Source organism: Campylobacter parajejuni, assembly GCF_046764905.1.
Lineage (GTDB): Bacteria > Campylobacterota > Campylobacteria > Campylobacterales > Campylobacteraceae > Campylobacter_D.
Window position 1 is genome coordinate 1 of the sequence record NZ_JBKORB010000005.1, and the last position, 20,411, is coordinate 20,411.

A 20,411-nucleotide genomic window follows, 5' to 3' on the forward strand; every position below is an offset into this window, starting at 1 on the left:
TTTAAAAGATTTTAAGTCCTTTTTCAAAAAAAGGAAATGAAATTATAACTATTTAAGCTTAAAGGGGAATTAAATAAATAAAATAAATAATATAAATATTTGTTGGGTTTTAGAGTGAAGATAGGGGGATTATATTCTAGAACATTCATAGTTTTTGTTTTTTAGGGTAATAACTTGGCTATTAAGTGTTTTAAATTCTGGAATATAAGCATAACCGCTAAGTGTATCTATAACGATACAAAGAGTATGCTTTTTTGATGATAAGCGTATAATGCAATCTGAATTATTCTTTGCTAAAGTTTTTTCATAGGCATAATTGGCATTTTTTAATGGAGAATACACCCTACCCATTTTATCAAAAACCAGCCTAGTCGAACCAGAGCAAGAACCTTTAAATTCAACCTTTTCTATGCCAAATCTTTTTGTGATATTAAATCTTTGAGTTGTTTTTTCATCATCTTTACTAATAACCCCACTTTGACCCGAGTTCATTAGCTTATTAGGATGAGTTATATCCACAGCAATTTCTCTGTCTTTATTTATTTCGCTTTTACCTAAATTCGCATTTCCATCTCCATTTTTATCTAAAAAAATGGTATAGGTTTGATTATAGCCTGTGGCGGCTGATTTGATAAAATAAATTTGCCATTTACTTTTAAACCATTCTCTTTTTGCAACAGCCAATTCATCAGCTCTTAAATCTTCTTGCATCATCGCTAAAGCTTGCGTGTATTGTATATCATTAAGAATTTGAATCGCACCTTCTAGTAAATTATCTTTCTTTAGATAAATACTACCCAAGCTAAAAACCATGCCCAAAATCAACATAACTAAAACAAATTCCAAAAGACTAAAAGCTCTATTCATAAGATAAAATTTGATAAACCTTCTCGTATTTTCCAAATTTTATCCTAATATTTTTTGGATTATCCCCACTCTCTTGCTTGAGAGTTTTTAGATAAAATTTGTTGCTATTTCTTATTCCATAAAATCGCAATCTTTTTTGTAAATTTGGAGCTGTTGCAAGCTCTAAAATATCGTGTTTTTTTAATTCTAATGCTAATTCTTTAGCAAAATGATAATTATTGGCAAAATGACGCTCTGGTTTGCTTATGAAATAATACAATAACTGATTTGCCACAATTAAAAAATAGCAAAATATTAAAAAAATTACAGCGCATTCTATGAAGATTTTATATCTCAACCTAAAAACTGGCAATCTTACCCTATAACTTTGCATTAATGTTTTTATAAGCAAAGGAGTGCAAATCACACAAAAAGGTAAAAAATCATCTAAAAAAAGTTTTTGTCTTAAAGAAAGCAAAGAGCAAAAAACAAAGCTTACGCCCATTAAAAACCATAATAAATTTTTATCTTTTTGAAAGCTTAAACGATAAATAGTATAAAAAAAATACACAAAAACCAAAGGAGAAAAACAAGCCGCAAAAATTCCTAAAGTGTCTAAAAAATAACCCCTTGGGCGTCCACCCGTATCAAAACCATAAAAACTAATACTCGCTCCAAATAAAACAAGAGATAAGGTAAATAAAATAGCATTTCTTTTGTAAATTCCAAAAAAGAAAAAGGTTAAAAACAAAATATTAAAAGACTTATCAACAAACAAAGCCACAATGAGTAGCGTATAAAAAAGCCATTTTTTTTCATACTCATAAGCACAAAGTATGACAAGGGTTAAAAAAATCACCAAAGATGCAGCATTAACCAACAAAGCACTTGCAACGCTTCCGGGCAACAAAACAAAGAGCAATAAAGAAAAAAAAGCATCAAGTCTGGTTTTGGTATATTTTAAAGCCAACAAATACAAAAGCAAACAGCTCAAAAAATGAAAAAATAAAAAAGGAAGTCTTAAACCAAAATCATTTTGCCCAAAAATAAAAGTTCCAAAATGAGAAATATAATAAAGCAAACTATGAGAAAATATGAGCCAATTGCCCTGCTTTTCAAAATAAATATCAGCCTCATCAGCACTAATACTTAGCGTTGAAATTCCATAAAGCAAAGAGAGTAAATCAAGACCAAGCAAAATGATGATAAGTTTATAATTTTTGATTTTTTCCATAAGAAAGAATTCTACAAAATTAAACTTAAAATATCAATCAAAATTACACAACACACAAGGCTTTTACGAGCAATAAAATCAAAATTTGAGTTTTTTATCTTTGCTTAAAATGACTTTTAAATTTTTAAAATTGCCTTGAAATTTTTTAATTCTCTTTGTGGCATAAAATTTTATCAAATTGATTTTAGTTTTTACCAGTATAATTTCAAACAAAAAAGGCGAAAATGCAAACAATCCAAAAGATTTTTCAAGCACAAATTGAAGTCAAAAAATCAAATTTTTTATCCTTTCTTTGCCCCTTTAAAGAATACAAAAATCTCCTTAAAGAGCTAAAAGACAAGCACCCAAAAGCTGTTCATTTTGTTTATGCTTACCGTGCTTTGAATGAATTTAATCAAATCATAGAAGATAAAAGCGATGATGGCGAACCTAAAGGCACTTCGGGAATGCCGACTTTAAATGTCTTAAGAGGCTATAATCTTATCAATACAGCCTTAATTACAATACGATATTTTGGCGGTATAAAGCTTGGCACAGGGGGTTTAGTAAGGGCTTATAGCGATGCAGCAAATGAAGTGATTTGTAATTCTACTTTGATTTTATTTGAATTTAAAAAAAATATAAGCATTGCCATTGATTTTAAAATTTTAAATCGTTTTGAGTATTTTTTAAAAACACATTCTTTAGTCTTTCAAAGAGACTTTAAAAATTGCAAAGCAGTGTTACACATCGAGTTAAATGAAAAAGAAGAGCAAGAATTTGAAATTTTTTGTAAAAATTTTGCACCTTTTGAAATAGAGAAATTCTAAATTCTTACAAGCAAAAGCTCCAAAATGGAGCTTTTAACTTAAATCGCCTTTAACAAGTCATTTAACAAAGTGTTATTCTTACTTTGCTCATTGACTCCTTGCCCATTAAGGTCATTGTGTATAGTAGCACTTTGAGCCTTCATAGATAATTCGCCTTCGTTTTGCCTAAAACGATAAGCATAAACGCTTGACATCCCAGCATAAGCACTTGAGCTTGAATTTTGAGCATTATTTTGAAAACTACTGCTAGAATTTAAAGCATTTTCACTTGCATTTGCGTTTTCATCCATCTTGTTTAACACGCTCAAAAAATCAGAATCTTCAGATGAAGAATAATCCTCAAGCTGTTTATCCACCTGTTTATACTGACCGCTGATAGCATCGTATTCATACGAGCTAATCGTTCTATAATTTACTTGCATAGTCTTCTCCTTTCAAAATATGCAAAAACTACACAAGCAAAAAGCGTTCCTTTTTAGGCAAAATCAATATTTTCAATCGTGATGTGTAGGCAAATGCTCCACTTCAAGCTCATTATTGGCAATAAATTCTTCTTTGGCTTTTTTGCAATTTATATCCCGCATTCTGCGATATTCATTGCGTATTGTGATTTCTTTATCGCTTAAAGGTCTGTCTTCTAAAAAAGAGATGTGAAAATAAGTATCATCGCTTTTTGAGTAAGTTTTATAAAAATCTATATAGTCAAAATAGTCCTTGCCATTGTCAAATTCCACCACTTCTTCTATGTAAATAGTCGGTCCAAAGCCCTTGTGATTTTGCGTAAAATGTCCAAAACCTGCGCTGTATTGAATTCTAAATTTAGCCATTATTTTCTCCTAAAAATTCTTGATAAGTTCCACGAAAATCTGTAAATTTACCCCCTTCTAAATGCCAAATGCGATTAGCAAAAGCAGAAACTAACTCCCTGTCGTGGCTTATGCAAAGCACTACACCCTTAAAATTATATAAAGCTTCGCCCAAAGCGATAATGCTTTCAAGGTCTAAATGATTATCAGGCTCATCCAAAAGCAAAAAATTCGGTCGTTCTAACATAAGACGCGAAAGCATTAAACGATGTTTCTCGCCCCCACTTAAACTTGCTGTCATTTTTTCCTGTTCCGTGCCGCTAAAAAGCATTCTGCCTAAACACTTGCGGATTTCGTCTAAATCCTTAAATTTTTCACTCATAAGCCACTCATAAAGCTTTAAATTTTCACAAATTAAATTGCTTGTATCTTGAGGAAAATACCCCAGCTCTATGGTAGCTCCAATATGTATAAACCCGCTATCTGCTTTTATCGCACCCGCTATAATCTTAGCCAAACTTGACTTGCCCACGCCATTTGCCCCAATCAAAGCAATTTTGTCATTTTTTTCTATCTTAAGTTCTAAATTTGAAAATAATTCTTTATCATAAGCCTTACTAACACCTTTAAATTCCAAAACTTCATTGCCTATTTCTCGCTTAAGACGAAAGACTATACTAGGGTCTCTGCGGCTTGAAATTTTAATCTCTAGGGGTTCTAATTTTTCAAGTGCCTTAGCCCTGCTTGTAGCTTGTTTTGCCTTAGAAGCATTGGCACTAAAACGGCGTATGAAATTTTCTAATTCTTCTCTTTCTTTTAAGGTTTTATCGCGTTTAAGTTCAGCTTGTTTAGCTAATAGCGTTGAAGCCATATACCAATCATCATAATTTCCTGCAAAATCGCGAATTTGCTTAAAATCCACATCTAAAATTCGGGTGCAAATTTTATTAAGAAAATGCCTATCGTGGCTGATGACTACAAGAGTGCCTTCGTGTCTTAAAAGCTCATTTTCAAGCCAAGAAATCGCTTCTAAGTCAAGGTTGTTAGTAGGTTCATCTAAGAAAAGCACATCCGCACCCAAAAACAAAACTTGAGCTAACAAAACCTTAAATTTATCCGCACTTTGCAAGGTGCTCATTGGGGCATCAAAATCTTTGATTTTTAAAGAGCTTAGAATTTTCTCACAACGCATCTGGCAATCATAATTTGGGTCCTCTTCGGCTGTTATCAGCTCAAGCTCACTTAAACGCTCATTGATTTCATCTGTAAATTCTTCACTCATATAAAGCTTTTCTTTTTCTTTCAAAGCTGCATACAAACGCTTGTTCGCACACATTACAGCGTCTTTAATGGTGTAATTTTCAAAAGCAAACTGGTCCTGCCCTAAAACTGCGATTTTCAAGCCTTCATCAAATACTATTTCACCACTGCTTGACTCTAACTCTCCTGAAAGGATTTTTAAAAAAGTAGATTTTCCCGCACCATTAGCACCGATAAGCCCGTATCTTTGACCGCGAACAAGCTTTAAATTCACATTTTCAAATAAGAGCTGATTGGCAAAACGCATAGTAAGATTTTTCACTTCAACCATAATTGTCCTTAAATTTTTACTTCATAAAATTTTTAGGTAATTGTAACAAAAAAAGGCTTGAAGTTAATTGAGTATAAATTTTTTAATAGACAATGAAATTAAAATTTCACTGTCAAAATAAAAAAACCAACATCAAACTTAATAAAATATTTTTCATTATTTCTCCGTTATTATTTTGATAAATTTTATAATTTCATCATTTTTAGCTCCATCTTGACCTAAAAGATTTCTTAACAAATCTAAACTAAGTTGTGGCGGAAATACAAGATAAGAATTGGTTGGAAAACCATTTGATTTTAAGCCTATGCAAAATTTTTCATCTTTATTTGTATATGCTTTTCCTGCAACAATTTTATAAGTATCTTTCTCATAAAGCAAAGTAGGCTCTACTTCAAAAGGTGTATGTTTTTCACTCATTTTCATCTCCATTCTCTACATCCTTTATCAAATCCATAATTTGATAAAAATTATAATCATCCACCAAAACATCAATCCTAATAAAGTCCCAAATCCATAAAATAATTATTGAAACTTTGATACAAAATAATATTGAAACTTTGACAAACATTGCAATTAAGTGTTCATCAATATCTTTTTTAGGAATAAGAAAACTTCCAATTAAAACACTAGCGAATAAAATTGGTAGAGATAATCTTATCCAGCCTGCTATTTTATGCCCTGTCATAAATCTAGCTACCCCCAAAGCACCAAATATTAAAGTATATAATCTTGCTCTTACCACTTCTTTCAAATCAAGCTCATCAATTCTTTCAGAAAAATTATCAAGTTCTTCATTTGACATTTTTCTTAATTTTCTCTCTACTAAATTTATCCTATGGCCGTCATATAAAGCCCATCCTATTTTTGCCATAATATCTTCTCTATCCACTTTTACCCCTTGAAAATTAAAAAATATCTCGAATTATTCCATACTATAACTTAATTAATATTGAAATATTAAATATATTTTATATAAAAAGTTGAATATTTCAAGTGTTTTTGATAAAGAAATTTTAATGTACAATCCCAAAAAAGCTAAAATTCTTAAGGTAAAAAGTGGCAAAAAAGAGCAAACGAGATATGGCGTATGAATTAGACATCGATGTAAGCACGCTGTATAATTGGAGAAAATATAAACCTAATTTATATCGCATTGTTATGCTTGGTTTTAAATTCGACGAACTGCTAGAAAAAAATAAACAAAACTATGAAGAACTACTACACATAGAACAAAAAATACAAGATGAAATCGCCAAATTTAAATAAAACCAATTTTTAAGCTTTTTTCTATACAATTACCCTTCTATATCCTTAAAAGGTTTTTCCAATGTTTTTATTACAAACCCTAAGTGTTTTTAGTGTATTTTTTGAAATTTTAGCTCTGGCTTTGGCGTTTTATTTTAAACACACAAGAATCTTTTTTCTCACACTTAGCCTATTCATTTTTCATATGCCTTATCTTTATACAAGCACCTTACAAGCACATTTATTTGTTTTTTTATTTTTACCTTTAATCTTCTTTTTACTCAGCGTAAAACAAATGGGAAAGCTAATCGTAGAGCAAAAAAATTTAAGCTCGGTCATTTTGCTGATTTTTATCGCATTTTTAAGCTTTTTCTTATCCAAAAATACAGCTTTTAACTCTGCGAATTTAAGTTTTCATTTTCTTAGTTTCAGTTTTTTTAAGCCCCTAAGTGAGCTGGGCTTTTTATTTTTCATTTTTATGGGTGCTGTTTTAATCATCAAAGCTTTTAAAAGCAAGGAATTTTATCTTTTTTTAGCCTTTTTAGGAGCCAATTTACAATTTTTATTTGAAAGTTTTTGGGGCTTTGCATATTTTGAATTGGCAAGTTTGATTTTTTGTATCTTTTTGATTTATAGGGCTTATCAAATCACATTTTTTGACACCCTAACCAAACTTCCAAATGAGAAAAATCTCCATCGTTTTATTAAAGGTAGGGCTTCTTATACCATAGCTTTGCTTCATTTTAACGAATTTAAAGACACCCAAGAAAGCTATTCTAAGCTCATTTTAAAGCAAATTGCTAAAATTCTAAAACGCTTTAAGGCAAAAATTTTCATAGTAGAAAAAGACTTTATCTTAATTTTTGATGATAAAAACACAGCCTTAAATCATCTTGCCTTTTTAGAATCCACTCTAAAAAACACAGATTTTAAATTAGAAAATGAAGTTTTTAAACCTGAATTTAAGCTACTATGGAAAGAAAAAGAAGGGAATTTAAATCAAAATTTACAAAGCCTAAGAGCAAAACTCTAAGGCTTAAAGCTTATTTTTCGTTAGCTTCCACTTCGATATTTAAATTAACTTCATCACTTAAAGTGATAGTAGAAGTATCCGGAGCAAATTTAAAATCAGAACGCTTGATTTTTCCGTTTAAAGAAAATCCTAGCTTTTCTTTACCATCTTTGCCTTTTGCAACACCACCAATTTCAGTATCTAAAACAATATCTTTAGAAACCCCTGCCATAGTAAGCGTTCCGCTCATTTTACCTTTTTCATTATCGATTTTTTCATATTTTTTCATTACAAAAGTCATATCAGGGTGTTTTTTTGCCTTAAAAAAATCATCTTGTTGCAAGTGGTTGTCTCTTGTTTGATTTTCTGTATTAACCGATGCGACTTTTATAGTGGCTTCAAGTTTTTTAAATTCAGCACTCGCAGGGTCAAAATCAATCACAGCAGAATAATCCTTGAAATTTCCTTTAACATTGCTAATTTGCAGATGTTTAATCTTAAAGCCTACATCTGTATGAGCTTTATCCAAAGTGAATTCTTTAGCAAATAAGCCTGTGCTTAACAAAGACACCGCAACTAATGAACTGAGTAAAACTTTTTTCATTTCATTTCCTTTTTTGTAGTAATTTTGAATACGAAAAATTTTATTAGATAAATCATAATCAATGATTAATGCAAAAATTTAGCATTTAAAAATTTCACAAAATCATTAAAATCAGGCAAATTCAAATCCCTTGCCGCTCTTTGCTGCTTTCCCCACATACATTCTGGGAAAAAAGCATCTTCTTTAAAGCGTGCCATAATGTGAAAATGCACTCTTGGAACATAGTTTGCAAAGGAAGCTATATTAATCTTTTGAGGCTTATAAAATTCTATCATCGCCTTTTCACAAAGCAAAATTTTATCAAAAAACTCCTTTTGCAAATTGCAAGGACAATCGCTTAATTCTTTATAATTTTCTTTGGTAAAAATTTTTACCCAAGGCACCTGAGCCTCTTCTTTTTCTATATAAATTAAATCATTTTCGTAAATCATCATCTTCCTTTAAAATTTAAGATTATTTTACAAAATTTATCAAATTTTTAAGTCAAAATGCGTTAGAATTTGCTTTAAATTTAAAAAGGAGAGAAAATGCAAATAAGTTCAAGCTATAATTCTTATAATTACTATTCTAGCGACTCTTCTTTTAAAGAAACAAAGCAAACTGACCCTACTCAAAAAGACGAAGCTAATTCTTCCAAAGATAGTAAAAAAGATGGCAAAGAAGAAAACGGCGAACAAACCCAAATGGTTAATGGCGTAGAATTAAGCCAAAAAGAAGCACAACAGGTGCGAGAACTTCAAAGCATAGACCGCAATGTAAAGGCTCACGAAGCCGCACATCAAGCCGCAGGGGGTGGGTTAGCGGGTGCTGCAAGCTTTACTTACACTAGGGGTCCTGATAATCAAATGTATGCAACAGCGGGCGAGGTTCCTATCAGCATGCAAAAAGGCAATACGCCTGAAGAAACCATAGCCAACGCTAGACAAATACAAGCTGCAGCTATGGCTCCTGCTGACCCTAGTCCGCAAGATTATAAAGTTGCAGCAAATGCGACAAAAATGGAATTTGAAGCAAGGGCTGAAGCGATGAAAATTAAGGCTGAAGAGGCTCAAGAAGAAAAAGAGAAAAAAGACAAGGAAGAAGAAAACAAAGAAAATACCCTTTCAAAAGATAACACGGATAAAACAAATGAAAATTCAAAAGATAGCACTGAAAATTTTCAAAAAGCTTTTAAAAATTTCGTAGCAAAAAGCTATGAGCAAAATTTACAAAACAACGAAATAAAATTTAGCATTGCTTCCTAATATCCACAAAGCTCTAAATTTTAGCTTTACAAACCCAACTTTTTCAAACTCTTTAAAGGCTTGTGAAATTTGATTTATCTTTTCTTTTGTGCTAGTATTCACACTTCATTCTAAAAATTTTAACAAAAAGGTAAGCTATGAAAAAAGAACTTTCGACTAATCTTGCTTGGGCTTTGGTGCTTTTTGGCGGCTTTATAGAATGCTTTTGGGTGAGTGGGCTTAAGTATTCTACAACTTTCTTAGGCTACAGCCTAACCGCACTTGGCATACTTATATCCTTTAGCTGTGCCATTGTAGCGATGAAAAAAATAGAAGTTAGCATAGGCTATGCTGTTTTTGTAGGCATAGGCACAGCTGGGATAGTATTAAATGAAATGCTCTTTTTTGGCGTAGCTTTTTCCTTAGCCAAAATACTACTCATATTTTGTTTGCTCATAGGGGTAGTGGGGCTTAAATTTGTAAGCAAAGAAAATGATGATGCCTTAGTAGATGAATTATCACAAGATTTAGGGCTTGATGAATTTACAGGAGGCAAAAGATGAGTTGGATTTTTTTACTCATAGCGGGTTGTTTGGAAATCTTTGGTGTCATTACGATGAAAAAGCTCGTTAGCACGGGGAAAAAGATTTTTTTATTAGTTATTTTAGTGCAGTTTGCTTTAAGCTTTGGCTTTTTGTCTTTGGCTATGCGTGAAATTTCAATGGCAACAGCCTATGCTATATGGACGGGCATAGGAGCAGGCGGCGGTGTCATAGTGGGCATATTATTTTTTAAGGAAAATAAAAGTTTCGCCAAGCTTTTCTTTCTCTTTCTCATACTTGCTTCAAGCGTAGGATTAAAGCTTCTTTCTTAATGCAAATTAAAGCTCATACAAAGTGGCAAAGAACTTCAACCCTTGCCGCTTTAAGTCTCTAATAAAGCTCTATATCTTTGGAATTTAATTCCTTATAAGCCGCACAAGCTTCTTTATGTTTTTTATCACAAGCCATACCAAAATATCTTTTTGCTTTAGCTAAATCTTGCTTTTGCAATTGATTATAACGCCCTAGCAAATAACAAGCTTCCCCAAAGCCTAAGGTGCAAGATTTTGAATAAAAAGCAAGGGTTGATTGAGTGCTTGCTTTTACAAGTTCTCCTTTCTCATATAAAAAGGCTAGTTGATAACAAGCTCTTGCGTTTTTTAAATCGCAAGACTTTTTGTAAAAAGCAAGAGCCATTTGTCCATCTTTTTCTTTCTCGTAAAATAAGGCTATATTGTTACAACTTAAAGCTTCGCCTAAGGTGCAAGCCTTGCTAAAGGCTAAAAGAGCTTCGTTTTCATAGCCTTGACTTTGCAAAAACAAAGCCATATTAGAACAAGCATTTGCCAAGCCTAATTTACAAGCCTTGTCATAAAATTTATACGCCTTATTCAAATCCTTGCTTACGCCCTTAGCGTTTTCGTGCATAAAAGCCAAAGAAAAACAAGCTTTAGAAATATCTTTTTCGCAAAGATTTTGAAAAATTTCATAGGCTTTGTCAAATTTATTGGCTTCATAAAGCCTTAAACCCTCTTCTAAATCACTTAGGGCAAATAAAGAATGTATAAACAAAAATAAAGCTAAAAATACTCTCATAAACCTTCCTCTATACTCTTTTTAACATTTGAAATTTGCTCTTTTCTTTTTTGAAGTTCTGCTTTTTTAAGATTTAAAATTTTACTTTTTTCTTGGATTAAAATTTGATTATGTTCTAAAAAATTTTTTGCGATTTTTGTTAAAATAGGCTTATTTACAAGCAAAGCTTCAAATTCATAGACATTAAGCTCGTTTAAAACCCTTTCATAAATTTCACTTTTTTTAGGATAAAAAAGCACAAATTCGGTGCTGTCAAGCTCATAAAGAACACGACTTTCATTGATTTTACGGCTAAAAAAGGCAAGGCTTAATTTGCAAGCATTTTCGTAATTTGCAAAGGCTTTAAGGTTAAGCTTTTCAAAAAACAAATCAAGCTCTAAAATACTCTTAAACAAAAGTTCTTTAAAATCTTTTAAAAAATACTCATCACTCCCATTGCAAAAAGCCCTAAGCTCACTAAAATTTTTATCGCTTTGTAGAATATGATTTTTTTGTATATTTGAAAATTCTGCTTTGAAAAGCAAAATTTCTCTTTCAAGCGTAGTGATAAAATCTCTAAATTTCGCCTTAAGTTCTTCAAAAGATTTATAAAGTTCATTTTTGGTTTTTTTAAATTCCCTAGTCATCACATCGCTATTATAAAACATAGCCAAAAAGGCATCATCGCTTGAAATATAAGGGGCTTTATAATCATATCTTAGATATAAATCTTTTTTAAAAAAACCCTTGCTTTCTTTATAAAAATGTGCATCTTTTTCCTTGACACTTGCAAAAATTTCACTCGCAATTCTCTCGCTAATGCCTTTAAGCTGTTCTAAAATTTGATGATTTAAAAGCTCAAGCTCTTTTAAAAAAGTCTCATAAACCAAAAGCAAATGCTTTTCATAGCTTTGAAATTTATCAAGCAAACAATCAAAAATTTCTACAAAAAGCTTGTTTTCATTCTCTAAAATCGCACATAAAGTCAAAAGTTTTCTTTGGGTGAATTTTTCTTTTAAACTTGTGCTATCTAAATGGGTCAAAAAATCAAGCAAAGCCTCAAAATTAGATTTTTCATAGCTTTGCTCATTTTTAGCTTCCTTGCACGAAATGGCAATTAGCTCTTTAAAATACTTTAAAAACACGCTTTTTGCATAGTTTAAAACATTATTTAGCTCAACTTCGTTTAATTTATCTTTTTGATTTAGAACGCAAATGCTATTTTCTCCTAAAAGCTCCAAATTAGCCTTTATGGCATCTTCTTCGCTTTTTTTACCCGCATTATCAATCAAGCTTAACCAAATGGCTGCGTGGACATTTTCAAGCTCACTAAGCGTTGTAAGCGTGTCCTTATCGTTTGCATTTAGACCCGGAGTATCTACAAGAGTGATTTTTTCAAGCAGGGCAATAGGGGCGAAAATATGCAAACTCTTTGCCTCTTTTAAGCTCTTTCTTTGGTCGGTGTAAAGGGCTAATTCTTCTATATTTGTGATAATATCACTGCCATCTTCAAATTCCACTCTTAAAAAATACTCCTTAGCATAACGCAAAAAAGTGGGTTTAAAGGTTACAGGCACAACGCCTGTTGGCAAACAATCACGCTCTAAGATTAAATTCAACAAGCTTGATTTACCGCTTGAAAATTGTCCTATGATGGCGATATTAACATTTTTATCCAAAGAAAACACAAGCTCTTTTAGCTCTTTTTGTAAAGCAGAGCTTGGACGCATAAAGGGCTCATTAAGCTGTTTGCAAAGCTTTTGGATATGCCCTTTAAAACTATCATCAAAAATTACATTATAAGCACTTTCATAAGCTTTTATAAAATCATTTAAAAGATTAATCCGCATTTAAAAGTCCTATTTGAAGTTGTTTTAATTTCTCAATTTTTTCTAAATTCTCTTCAAAAGAATTTAAAATATCCGTATTTTTGTCTTTTAAAGCTTCTAAAATTTTCTCAAGCTTTTGTAATTTAGACTTTTGAGTCTTTTCATAGTGTTTTAATTTTTCATTTAAAAAATTAAAAAATGCCCCGTTAATATCCAAAGAATTTAAAATTTCACCCATCTTAAATTCTTTAAAAGTATCAAAAATCACAAGCTCTAATTTGCTTTCTAACTCATATAAAGCTAATTTCAAGTTAATTAATTTTTCAATTTTTAATCTTAAAAGAGCGAATTTTTCGTCCTGAAAAATACTGGCTATATTTTTTGAAATTCCATCTTTAAAGGCTTCAAAACCATTGTCAAAATCATCTTTTAAAAAATCATATTTTAAGGATAAACTTGTTTTAAGCTCTTCAATTCTTTTGATATTTTCAAATTGAAGTTCTCTTAAAATATCATTAATCCCGTCTTTGGTTGTAATATCTACTATATTTAAAATACGAGCGATATTTGGCTTTTTAGACTTGTTTTTCAAATATTTTAGTTCATCTATCAAACGCTCTTTAAGCTTTTTAGCCAAAAGCAAAACGAGATTATCTATACCACTATCTATATTTTTAAGCTTTGCGATGGAAGTTGCGATTTCACTTTGAGCTTCTTTTAAAAGCTCAGCTTGTTTTTTAAATTCAAGTAAAAGATTTTGATTTTCTTCGCTTAAACCTTGCTTGTTTTCTTTTATGATTTGATTTTGTAGCTCGTATTGACTTAAAATATTTTTAAGCTCTAAATGCAATTCTTTTTTATAAGCTTTTAAGGCGATTTTGCTTTTTTCTCCTGCGTATAATTCATTAAAAAGATAGCTTTCAAATTCTTGCATACCGCTTTTTTCCAAGCTTTGTTTAGTAGCCAAACCCTTATAAAAATCACTCGCCCTTTTAGCACTTACACATAAAAAATCAATCTTTTCAACCCAATTTTCATCCAAATCCCTAAGTCTTGACTTTAAGCTTTCTTTAGTATAAGCAATCACTTCTTCTAAGTCTTTTTCACTAAGCAAATCCGCCTTAGTCAAAACGACTAAAAATTTACCAAGCCTTGAATTTAAAAGACAATGCACCAAAAAATCCGCATCCTTTTGGGTCAAACTTTGAGAAGCGTTCATAAGATGGATGAGAAAATCACTTTCCTTGATATACTCATTGGTAAGAAGCTCTCTTTGGATGACAATATCATCAAGTCCGGGCGTATCGACTATGGAAATATTATTTTTTAAAAACTCCAACTTGCCCTTAATTTCTATTTTTTTAATGAGAGCTGAAATTTGATTTTGAGCCGAACTAAAGTTCTTAAGCTCACAAAGTGGCACACTTTGTATCAAAGGCTCATCTTTGATAAAATTTTCTATATTGACACTACTACAAAGCTTATCGATAAATGCTTTTAATTCCGGGCTAAAAAGTGAATTTTCAAGTATATTTTGCCATTCTTTTTTATCCCAAAAATATATTCTTGCTTCTTCACTCTCGCCATAGCTTAAAAGTGTCAAATTAGCCGTTTCAGGTATATTAGAAACTCCTAAAAAATCTTCTTTTAAAAGAGCGTTTAAAAGACTTGATTTTCCTGCATTCATCACCCCTGTGATGGCTATATTAAATTCTAAATTTTGAAATTTTTCTAAGGTTTTTTGCAAGTTAAGCTTTAAATTTTCATCAAGGCTTAAGCTTTGAAGCTCTAAATTAATAGCATTTAATTCCCTAAAATCATTTTGAAACAAGGCTTTTTTATCAAGTTCTTGGATTTTTTGCTTTTCTATAAATTCTATGATAAAGTCATTATTTGAAATTTTTTCTAAAAGCTTTAAGGCTTTGAGTAAATCTTGCTTAGAAACAAAACCCGCCTTAAAAAGATTTAAAATACAAACTTGAGCATTTTGAATGCTGAAAATATCCACTCTTAAAGCATTTTTTTCGCAAAGCTCATTAAATTCTTTTAAGAGAAAATATCTTTCATAATTATCTTTATTTACACTTAAAATAATAGCACACTCGGACTCATCAAGCCTCTTTTTATCCTTAAATTTGGCATCAAAATTAAGAAACTGAAGCTCATTTTGCCAAAGTTTGCTAAATAATTCTTTCACAAACTTCCCCTTAAAAAGGGGAAGGATTTATTTGTTTCTTTGAGCAACAAGCTGTCTTCTCATATAAGCGATTTTACTTTGCAAAGGCAATTCTTTAGGACAATTATCTTCGCAAGCAAGTAAGGACATACAACCAAAAACCCCATCATCATCGCCCACTAATTCATAAAAATCTTCCACGCTTCTGTGGTCATGTGGGTCTTGCAAATATCTAGCCGTTCTTAAAAGTCCTGTTGCTGCGATGAAATTAGGTCTCATTAGCTTAGTCGCACAAGAAGCCACGCAAATTCCGCACTCTATACAACGGTCAAGCTCAAAGGTCTCATCTGCTACTTCAGGCTCTATGCGTTCTTCAAGCTTAGAAATATCCGTTTCTTTTTCATTATGCACCCAGCTCTCCACTCTTTTACACATATCTTCAAACCACTCGCCTGTATTCACACTTAAATCCTTAATATGCCTAAAGGCTGGCATAGGCATAAGCTCTATAATACCATCTTCATAATCTTTAGTTAAGGTTTTACAAGCAAGCTTTGGCACCCCATTTATCATCATAGCACAGCTACCACAAATTCCCGCACGGCACACAAAATCAAAGCTTAAATCCGCATCCATTTTTTCGCGAATCAAAGTCAAGCACACAAAAACCGTCATAAAAGGAGTTTCTTCTAGCTCATAACTTACAAAATGCGGTTTAGAAATTTTACTTAAAGGATTGTATTTGAAAGCCTTTATTGTCAATTTTCTACTCATAATCCACTCCTATTCTTTGATTTGGTGCTTTATATTTAGCTTGAAGTTCATAAGGCATTAGAGCATTTTGAATTTCATAACGACCTTTACCCTCGCTTTCCATTTTTTCGCGAATGGCATCCACCTCAGCTTGACGCTTTTCACTGAGTGGATTTTCTATGATATTTCCTTTAGCACCATATCCACGAAATGCTGGTGGAATTTCCATTTTCATAATGTCAAGCTCTTCATACTCCACGCGTGGCAAAGTCTCGCCTTCCACCCAAAAAGTATTCGTTCTTTTCATCCAATTTAAATCATCTCTCTTTGGATAATCTTCACGGTAATGCGCCCCACGACTCTCAGTCCTTAGCAAAGCTCCGTAAGCGACACATAAAGCTATCTTTAGCATTCTTGGAACTCTATAAGCTTCTTCAAGCTCAGGATTAGCACAGTCAAGCTCTTTAGTATGCACTTTGACATTTTGAGAGTCTTTGTAGAGTTGTTCTAGCTCACTTACAGCTTCTTTTAAGCCTTCTCCTGTTCTAAAAATCGCTACCTTCTCCCACATAAGCTCTTTCATTCTGTTTTTAATTTCAAAAACATTATGTTTGCCTTCTTTATCCACTAAAGATTTGAGATATTGATATTCTTTACTTAAAAAATCTTTTACCACATTTGTATCAATCACTTCACCATTATTTTTACAATAATCAGCAAAATAATCCCCTACTATCATACCCGCAACCACGGTCTCAGCACAAGAATTTCCCCCTAAGCGATTAAAGCCGTGCATATCCCAGCAAGCTGCTTCGCCACAAGCAAAAAGCCCTTCAAGCCACTGACTTTCACCCGTTGGCTTTGTGCGAATACCACCCATAGAATAATGCTGCATAGGTAAGACCGGAGCCCAGCCTTTTGGACCTTCATCAGCAGGGTCTATGCCATTAAAGGTTTTACAAATATCTTGCACATCACGCAAATTTTTCTCCACATGCGCACGACCCAAAATAGAAATATCTAGCCACAAATGATCCCCATAAGGACTTTTTACGCCCTTGCCCTTGCGAATATGCTCCATCATTCTGCGACTAACCACATCACGACTTGCAAGCTCTTTTTTCTCAGGCTCATAATCAGGCATAAAACGATAACCATCCACATCACGCAAAATTCCACCATCCCCACGACAACCCTCAGTGAGTAAAATTCCACTTGGCACAATAGGAGTTGGGTGAAACTGCACTGCTTCCATATTGGATAATCTACAAAGCCCTGTTTCTAAAGCTATTGCTGCTCCCGTTCCTTCACAAATGACAGCGTTAGTGGTTTGCTTGTAAATTCTGCCATAACCCCCTGTTGCTATCATTGTTCCTCTTGCGATATAAGCGATTAATTGTCCATTGGTTAAATCCCTAGCAATGACACCTAAGCATTTTTTACCATCGTGGATAATGCGAACAGCTTCCATTCTGTCGATGATTTTGACCTGATATTTAATCGCTTCATTTGCCACGCCATAAAGCATACAATGCCCAGTAGCATCGGCTATATAACAGGTTCGCCATTTTTTAGTCCCGCCAAAATCTCTAGCATTAATAAGTCCGTGAGCCTCTTCTTTTTCTTCAATAACGGTTTTTTGCGCATTGATAACAACGGTTCTTGGACCCTTAGTTACCCTAGTCCAAGGCACACCCCAAGCTGCAAGCTCTCTAACCGCTTTTGGTGCTGTTTGGGCAAACATTCTTGCTACTTCTTGATCACAACCCCAATCGCTTCCCTTTACCGTGTCTGCAAAATGCAAATCTTCATTATCGCCTTCACCCTTAGCACCATTTGCCAAGCTTGCTTGCATACCCCCTTGCACTGCTGCAGAGTGAGAACGCTTAACCGGACAAATACTTAAAAGCGTTACGCTTTGACCGCTTTTTGCTACTTCAATAGCCGCTCTAAGACCTGCTAATCCTCCACCTATGACTAAAGCATCACTATATTGTATATTCATAATTTGCTCCATTGTAGTTTTTTATCATCGCAGTAGCTTGAGTTTGATTTTGGTAATTTTCATAACCTATTTTTATAAAGGCTGCAAGACTTAACACACCTAAAACTAGGAAGAAAATGCTTATAAACCATTTAGCTCTTTTAAGTTTTTTACGGCTTTCTTTGACATTTTTACCTTCAAACCAACCCCATTTTACACAAAGTCTATAAAGCCCTATGCTTCCGTGAAGTTCCACGCAAATAAGCAAAACAAGATAAAAAAGCCACATAAAATGACTTACAACCCTATCTCCTGACATATCGCCACTAATTTTATCGGCATTAGTGATAATGAAAATGAGATGAGCAGAACCCAAGAAGAACATTACAAAACCCGTAAAAGCCTGAACCCACCATAAAGAAGTATCGCTATGGTTCATTTTTTTACTATGCGTTCTTAGAATTTGATACTGGCGGTAATTGATAGGGAATTTTCTCATTGCAAGCAAAGCATGAACGAAAAAAACTACCAAAACACAGGCAGCTAAAAAAGAGGTAAGATAACTCATAACAGGGTTATCATAAACGAATTTTAATTCTAAAAAATGAACAACAGAATTAAAAAAATCCTCGCTAATTAAGATAGTGGATACAAAAAACATATGTGCCCACATAAAAAGCCCCAAAAAAAGCCCTGAAGCACTTTGGATAAAATCAAGTCTTGCTGGCATTTTACTCTTTTTGCCCTCGATACTCTTACCCAAATAACCTTCGATAAGCTCACGCATCTTTGCTCCTTTGTAGAAAGAAATTAAAAAATTCGATTCATTATATTACAAAAGTCTTTAATATAAATTAAATATTTACTTTTTTAAATTTTATACAAATATAAACTAACAAAGCCATTGCAAACATCATCAAACTTAGAATTTGACCCATACTCATACCCCATAAAACAAAGCCTAAACCAAAATCAGGCTCACGGTAAAATTCACATATAAATCTTGCTAAGGAATAAGTACCGGCATAAACAAGAATTAATTCCCCTTGAAAACTTTGTTTAAATTTAAGCAAATAAACTACGATAAACACTACAATACCTTCCAAAAAGGCTTCGTAAAGTTGCGACGGATGACGTAAAACCCCATCGATATAAATTCCCCAAGGCACATTGGTAATGCGACCAAAAAGTTCTTGGTTTAAAAAATTCCCTATACGACCAAAAACATAAGCTAAGGGAACGCTTAAGGCTACTAAATCAAGTAAAACCCAAGGATTTGATTTATATTTTTTACAAAATAAAAAAGTCGCTATTAAAAACCCTACAATCGCTCCGTGATAACTCATTCCACGAATACCTACAAATTCACCATTTGCATAAGGGTTAAAAATTTGCCAAGGATGACTAAGATAATACATAGTATTTGAATCATAAATTAAAATATACCCCACCCTTGCACCTAGAATAACTCCTATCTCAACCCAAATAAAATAACTATCTAAATATTTTTTGTTAATATTTAGTTGAAATTTCTTTATGAAAAATTTTGCTAAAAATAGAGCTGAAAGCAAAGCTATAACATACATAATGCCATACCAATGCACTTTTAAACCCCATAGGCTAAAAGCTACAACATCAAAATTTGAGTAAATGTGTTGCCAAAATTCCATATATCTTTCCTAATTTTCTTTTGTAAAAATATAACAAAAAAACTTTAACCTGCTATAATTAGCAATAAACACACATTAAATAAAGGTAAAAAATGAAAAAATATATTATACTTGCTAGTAGTATGTTGATTTTAACAGCTTGTGGGGGAACAAGTAGCAATTTTGTTAATGTTTCTATGCCAAATTTTAAACCACAAGTTCCTACAAAAGTTGAGCCTATAGATTCTGGGGTAAGCATTGATATTGAGCCTGTTAGCATAGAGCAAAACAATAATTATTCTGATTATTTTGAAAATTCTGTTCTTAAAATTCGCATAGAAAGAGAAATTGAACTTTTAAAACAAAACCTAGAAGAACAAATTAAAACTATTGCACAACTTAAAGGATATAAAATCGTTGAATCTAATCCAGATTACACTCTTAAAAGTTTAATCAGCGTTTATATAGAAGAGAAAAATACACAAAAAACAAGCAATCTTATGAGCGGAGATTCCATAAAATCAAATTTAGGTATAAATTTTCAAGGCAAAATAGATTTTATAGATGCCCATAATCCACAAAATTCTACGAATCTTTCAAGTAGCACTAAGCTTGATTCTTTGGTTGCACTTAATTATCCTATAAAAAATGACGATGGAATTAATATGTTTAAAACCACCATTTCTAACGTTCCAACTCAACTCAATAAGGGTTTAGAGCGTCCGGCCTTTGAAATAGATAAAAGTTTTTTAGCTTTCTATAAAAATACCTTAAACACGCTTTATAATAATCTCCCAAAAGCAACAGATATAGGCAAAACCATTCCCGATAATACAAATGCAAGTGGTTTTAATAGCTTTGATGGTAGTGTTATTTTTGAAGAAAATTTATCTCACACTCAGCCAAATGAAGCCGATACTTCTGAAAACACCAACACAAAAAATACCGCCAAGCCTTCAAAAACAAACCAAAACGATGGGAGCAAAAGTCAAAATGGAGTGGAAATTTTCGAATAAGATAGCTTTGGAAGATCC

General features: G+C 32.5%; 22 protein-coding genes and 1 pseudogene. 7 read left to right on the forward strand and 16 right to left on the reverse strand.

Features of this window, described 5'->3' with window-relative positions; translation table 11 throughout:
- Nucleotides 1–129: 129 nt before the first annotated feature.
- A complete protein-coding gene (locus tag ACLL8X_RS05660) occupies nt 130–867 on the reverse strand; it encodes a pilus assembly FimT family protein (RefSeq protein WP_411990112.1) in 738 nt (245 codons plus the stop codon).
- Entirely contained in the window at nt 860–2,080 is a 1,221-nt protein-coding gene (locus ACLL8X_RS05665; RefSeq protein WP_411989954.1) for a hypothetical protein, read from the reverse strand. The genes ACLL8X_RS05660 and ACLL8X_RS05665 overlap by 8 nt, the downstream gene beginning before the upstream one ends.
- 224 nt (nt 2,081–2,304) lie before the next feature.
- On the opposite strand from ACLL8X_RS05665, the gene ACLL8X_RS05670 reads away from it, so the two are divergent.
- Nucleotides 2,305–2,889: an IMPACT family protein gene (locus ACLL8X_RS05670; protein ID WP_411989955.1), complete on the forward strand. Its 585-nt coding sequence runs from the start codon at nt 2,305–2,307 to the stop codon at nt 2,887–2,889.
- 38 nt (nt 2,890–2,927) lie between these two features.
- Here the strand turns inward: ACLL8X_RS05670 and ACLL8X_RS05675 are convergent, their stop codons facing one another.
- The 5 genes from ACLL8X_RS05675 to ACLL8X_RS05695 form a co-directional block, all read right to left on the reverse strand.
- A complete protein-coding gene (locus ACLL8X_RS05675; RefSeq protein ID WP_411989956.1) occupies nt 2,928–3,311 on the reverse strand; it encodes a hypothetical protein in 384 nt (127 codons plus the stop codon).
- A gap of 72 nt (nt 3,312–3,383) precedes the next feature.
- Nucleotides 3,384–3,719 carry a hypothetical protein gene (locus ACLL8X_RS05680; protein WP_411990113.1) on the reverse strand — a complete coding sequence of 112 codons (336 nt, stop codon included), beginning with the start codon at nt 3,717–3,719 and terminating at the stop codon, nt 3,384–3,386.
- Nucleotides 3,709–5,286 carry an ABC-F family ATP-binding cassette domain-containing protein gene (locus ACLL8X_RS05685; protein ID WP_411989957.1) on the reverse strand — a complete coding sequence of 526 codons (1,578 nt, stop codon included), beginning with the start codon at nt 5,284–5,286 and terminating at the stop codon, nt 3,709–3,711. Before ACLL8X_RS05685 ends, ACLL8X_RS05680 begins: the two co-directional genes overlap by 11 nt.
- 156 nt (nt 5,287–5,442) lie before the next feature.
- Nucleotides 5,443–5,703, reverse strand: a complete 261-nt coding sequence (locus tag ACLL8X_RS05690) for a hypothetical protein (RefSeq protein ID WP_411989958.1) — start codon at nt 5,701–5,703, stop codon at nt 5,443–5,445.
- Nucleotides 5,696–6,175: a hypothetical protein gene (locus ACLL8X_RS05695; RefSeq protein WP_411989959.1), complete on the reverse strand. Its 480-nt coding sequence runs from the start codon at nt 6,173–6,175 to the stop codon at nt 5,696–5,698. Before ACLL8X_RS05695 ends, ACLL8X_RS05690 begins: the two co-directional genes overlap by 8 nt.
- Before the next feature lie 167 nt (nt 6,176–6,342).
- Here ACLL8X_RS05695 and ACLL8X_RS05700 point away from each other — a divergent pair, with 167 nt between their 5' ends.
- Nucleotides 6,343–6,552: a transcriptional regulator gene (locus ACLL8X_RS05700; RefSeq protein ID WP_411989960.1), complete on the forward strand. Its 210-nt coding sequence runs from the start codon at nt 6,343–6,345 to the stop codon at nt 6,550–6,552.
- 61 nt (nt 6,553–6,613) lie between these two features.
- Nucleotides 6,614–7,564, forward strand: a complete 951-nt coding sequence (locus ACLL8X_RS05705; protein ID WP_411989961.1) for a hypothetical protein — start codon at nt 6,614–6,616, stop codon at nt 7,562–7,564.
- A gap of 10 nt (nt 7,565–7,574) precedes the next feature.
- Here the strand turns inward: ACLL8X_RS05705 and ACLL8X_RS05710 are convergent, their stop codons facing one another.
- Nucleotides 7,575–8,147 (reverse strand): YceI family protein, encoded by a 573-nt coding sequence (locus tag ACLL8X_RS05710; RefSeq protein WP_411989962.1) that lies wholly within the window; start codon nt 8,145–8,147, stop codon nt 7,575–7,577.
- A gap of 65 nt (nt 8,148–8,212) precedes the next feature.
- The gene (locus tag ACLL8X_RS05715) at nt 8,213–8,578 is read right to left on the reverse strand and encodes an HIT domain-containing protein (RefSeq protein WP_411989963.1); all 366 of its coding nucleotides are present in this window, start codon (nt 8,576–8,578) and stop codon (nt 8,213–8,215) included.
- Nucleotides 8,579–8,674: 96 nt separating this feature from the next.
- On the opposite strand from ACLL8X_RS05715, the gene ACLL8X_RS05720 reads away from it, so the two are divergent.
- The 3 genes and pseudogenes from ACLL8X_RS05720 to ACLL8X_RS05730 all read left to right on the forward strand — a co-directional run bounded on the left by ACLL8X_RS05720 (nt 8,675) and on the right by ACLL8X_RS05730 (nt 10,244).
- The gene (locus ACLL8X_RS05720) at nt 8,675–9,391 is read left to right on the forward strand and encodes a putative metalloprotease CJM1_0395 family protein (protein WP_411989964.1); all 717 of its coding nucleotides are present in this window, start codon (nt 8,675–8,677) and stop codon (nt 9,389–9,391) included.
- Nucleotides 9,392–9,528: 137 nt separating this feature from the next.
- A pseudogene (locus ACLL8X_RS05725) lies at nt 9,529–9,861 on the forward strand (DMT family transporter); the annotation flags it as partial.
- A gap of 68 nt (nt 9,862–9,929) precedes the next feature.
- Entirely contained in the window at nt 9,930–10,244 is a 315-nt protein-coding gene (locus tag ACLL8X_RS05730; RefSeq protein ID WP_411989965.1) for a DMT family transporter, read from the forward strand.
- 58 nt (nt 10,245–10,302) lie between these two features.
- Here ACLL8X_RS05730 and ACLL8X_RS05735 read toward each other — a convergent pair whose 3' ends face one another.
- The 7 genes from ACLL8X_RS05735 to lgt form a co-directional block, all read right to left on the reverse strand.
- The gene (locus ACLL8X_RS05735; protein WP_411989966.1) at nt 10,303–11,007 is read right to left on the reverse strand and encodes a tetratricopeptide repeat protein; all 705 of its coding nucleotides are present in this window, start codon (nt 11,005–11,007) and stop codon (nt 10,303–10,305) included.
- On the reverse strand, nt 11,004–12,836 hold the full coding sequence (locus ACLL8X_RS05740; protein ID WP_411989967.1) for a dynamin family protein: 1,833 nt from the start codon (nt 12,834–12,836) through the stop codon (nt 11,004–11,006). Before ACLL8X_RS05740 ends, ACLL8X_RS05735 begins: the two co-directional genes overlap by 4 nt.
- Nucleotides 12,826–15,012 (reverse strand): dynamin family protein, encoded by a 2,187-nt coding sequence (locus ACLL8X_RS05745; protein WP_411989968.1) that lies wholly within the window; start codon nt 15,010–15,012, stop codon nt 12,826–12,828. Before ACLL8X_RS05745 ends, ACLL8X_RS05740 begins: the two co-directional genes overlap by 11 nt.
- A 27-nt stretch (nt 15,013–15,039) precedes the next feature.
- Nucleotides 15,040–15,765, reverse strand: a complete 726-nt coding sequence (locus ACLL8X_RS05750) for a fumarate reductase iron-sulfur subunit (protein ID WP_411989969.1) — start codon at nt 15,763–15,765, stop codon at nt 15,040–15,042.
- Nucleotides 15,758–17,749, reverse strand: coding sequence for a fumarate reductase flavoprotein subunit (locus tag ACLL8X_RS05755; RefSeq protein ID WP_411989970.1), 1,992 nt, complete (start codon nt 17,747–17,749; stop codon nt 15,758–15,760). The genes ACLL8X_RS05750 and ACLL8X_RS05755 overlap by 8 nt, the downstream gene beginning before the upstream one ends.
- Nucleotides 17,733–18,515 carry a fumarate reductase cytochrome b subunit gene (locus ACLL8X_RS05760; protein WP_411989971.1) on the reverse strand — a complete coding sequence of 261 codons (783 nt, stop codon included), beginning with the start codon at nt 18,513–18,515 and terminating at the stop codon, nt 17,733–17,735. The genes ACLL8X_RS05755 and ACLL8X_RS05760 overlap by 17 nt, the downstream gene beginning before the upstream one ends.
- A 67-nt stretch (nt 18,516–18,582) precedes the next feature.
- Nucleotides 18,583–19,398 (reverse strand): prolipoprotein diacylglyceryl transferase, encoded by an 816-nt coding sequence (lgt, locus tag ACLL8X_RS05765; protein ID WP_411989972.1) that lies wholly within the window; start codon nt 19,396–19,398, stop codon nt 18,583–18,585.
- Nucleotides 19,399–19,490: 92 nt separating this feature from the next.
- Between lgt and ACLL8X_RS05770 the strand changes: the two genes are divergently transcribed.
- Complete coding sequence (locus tag ACLL8X_RS05770) at nt 19,491–20,393, forward strand: hypothetical protein (RefSeq protein WP_411989973.1); 903 nt, start codon at nt 19,491–19,493, stop codon at nt 20,391–20,393.
- Nucleotides 20,394–20,411 lie beyond the last annotated feature (18 nt).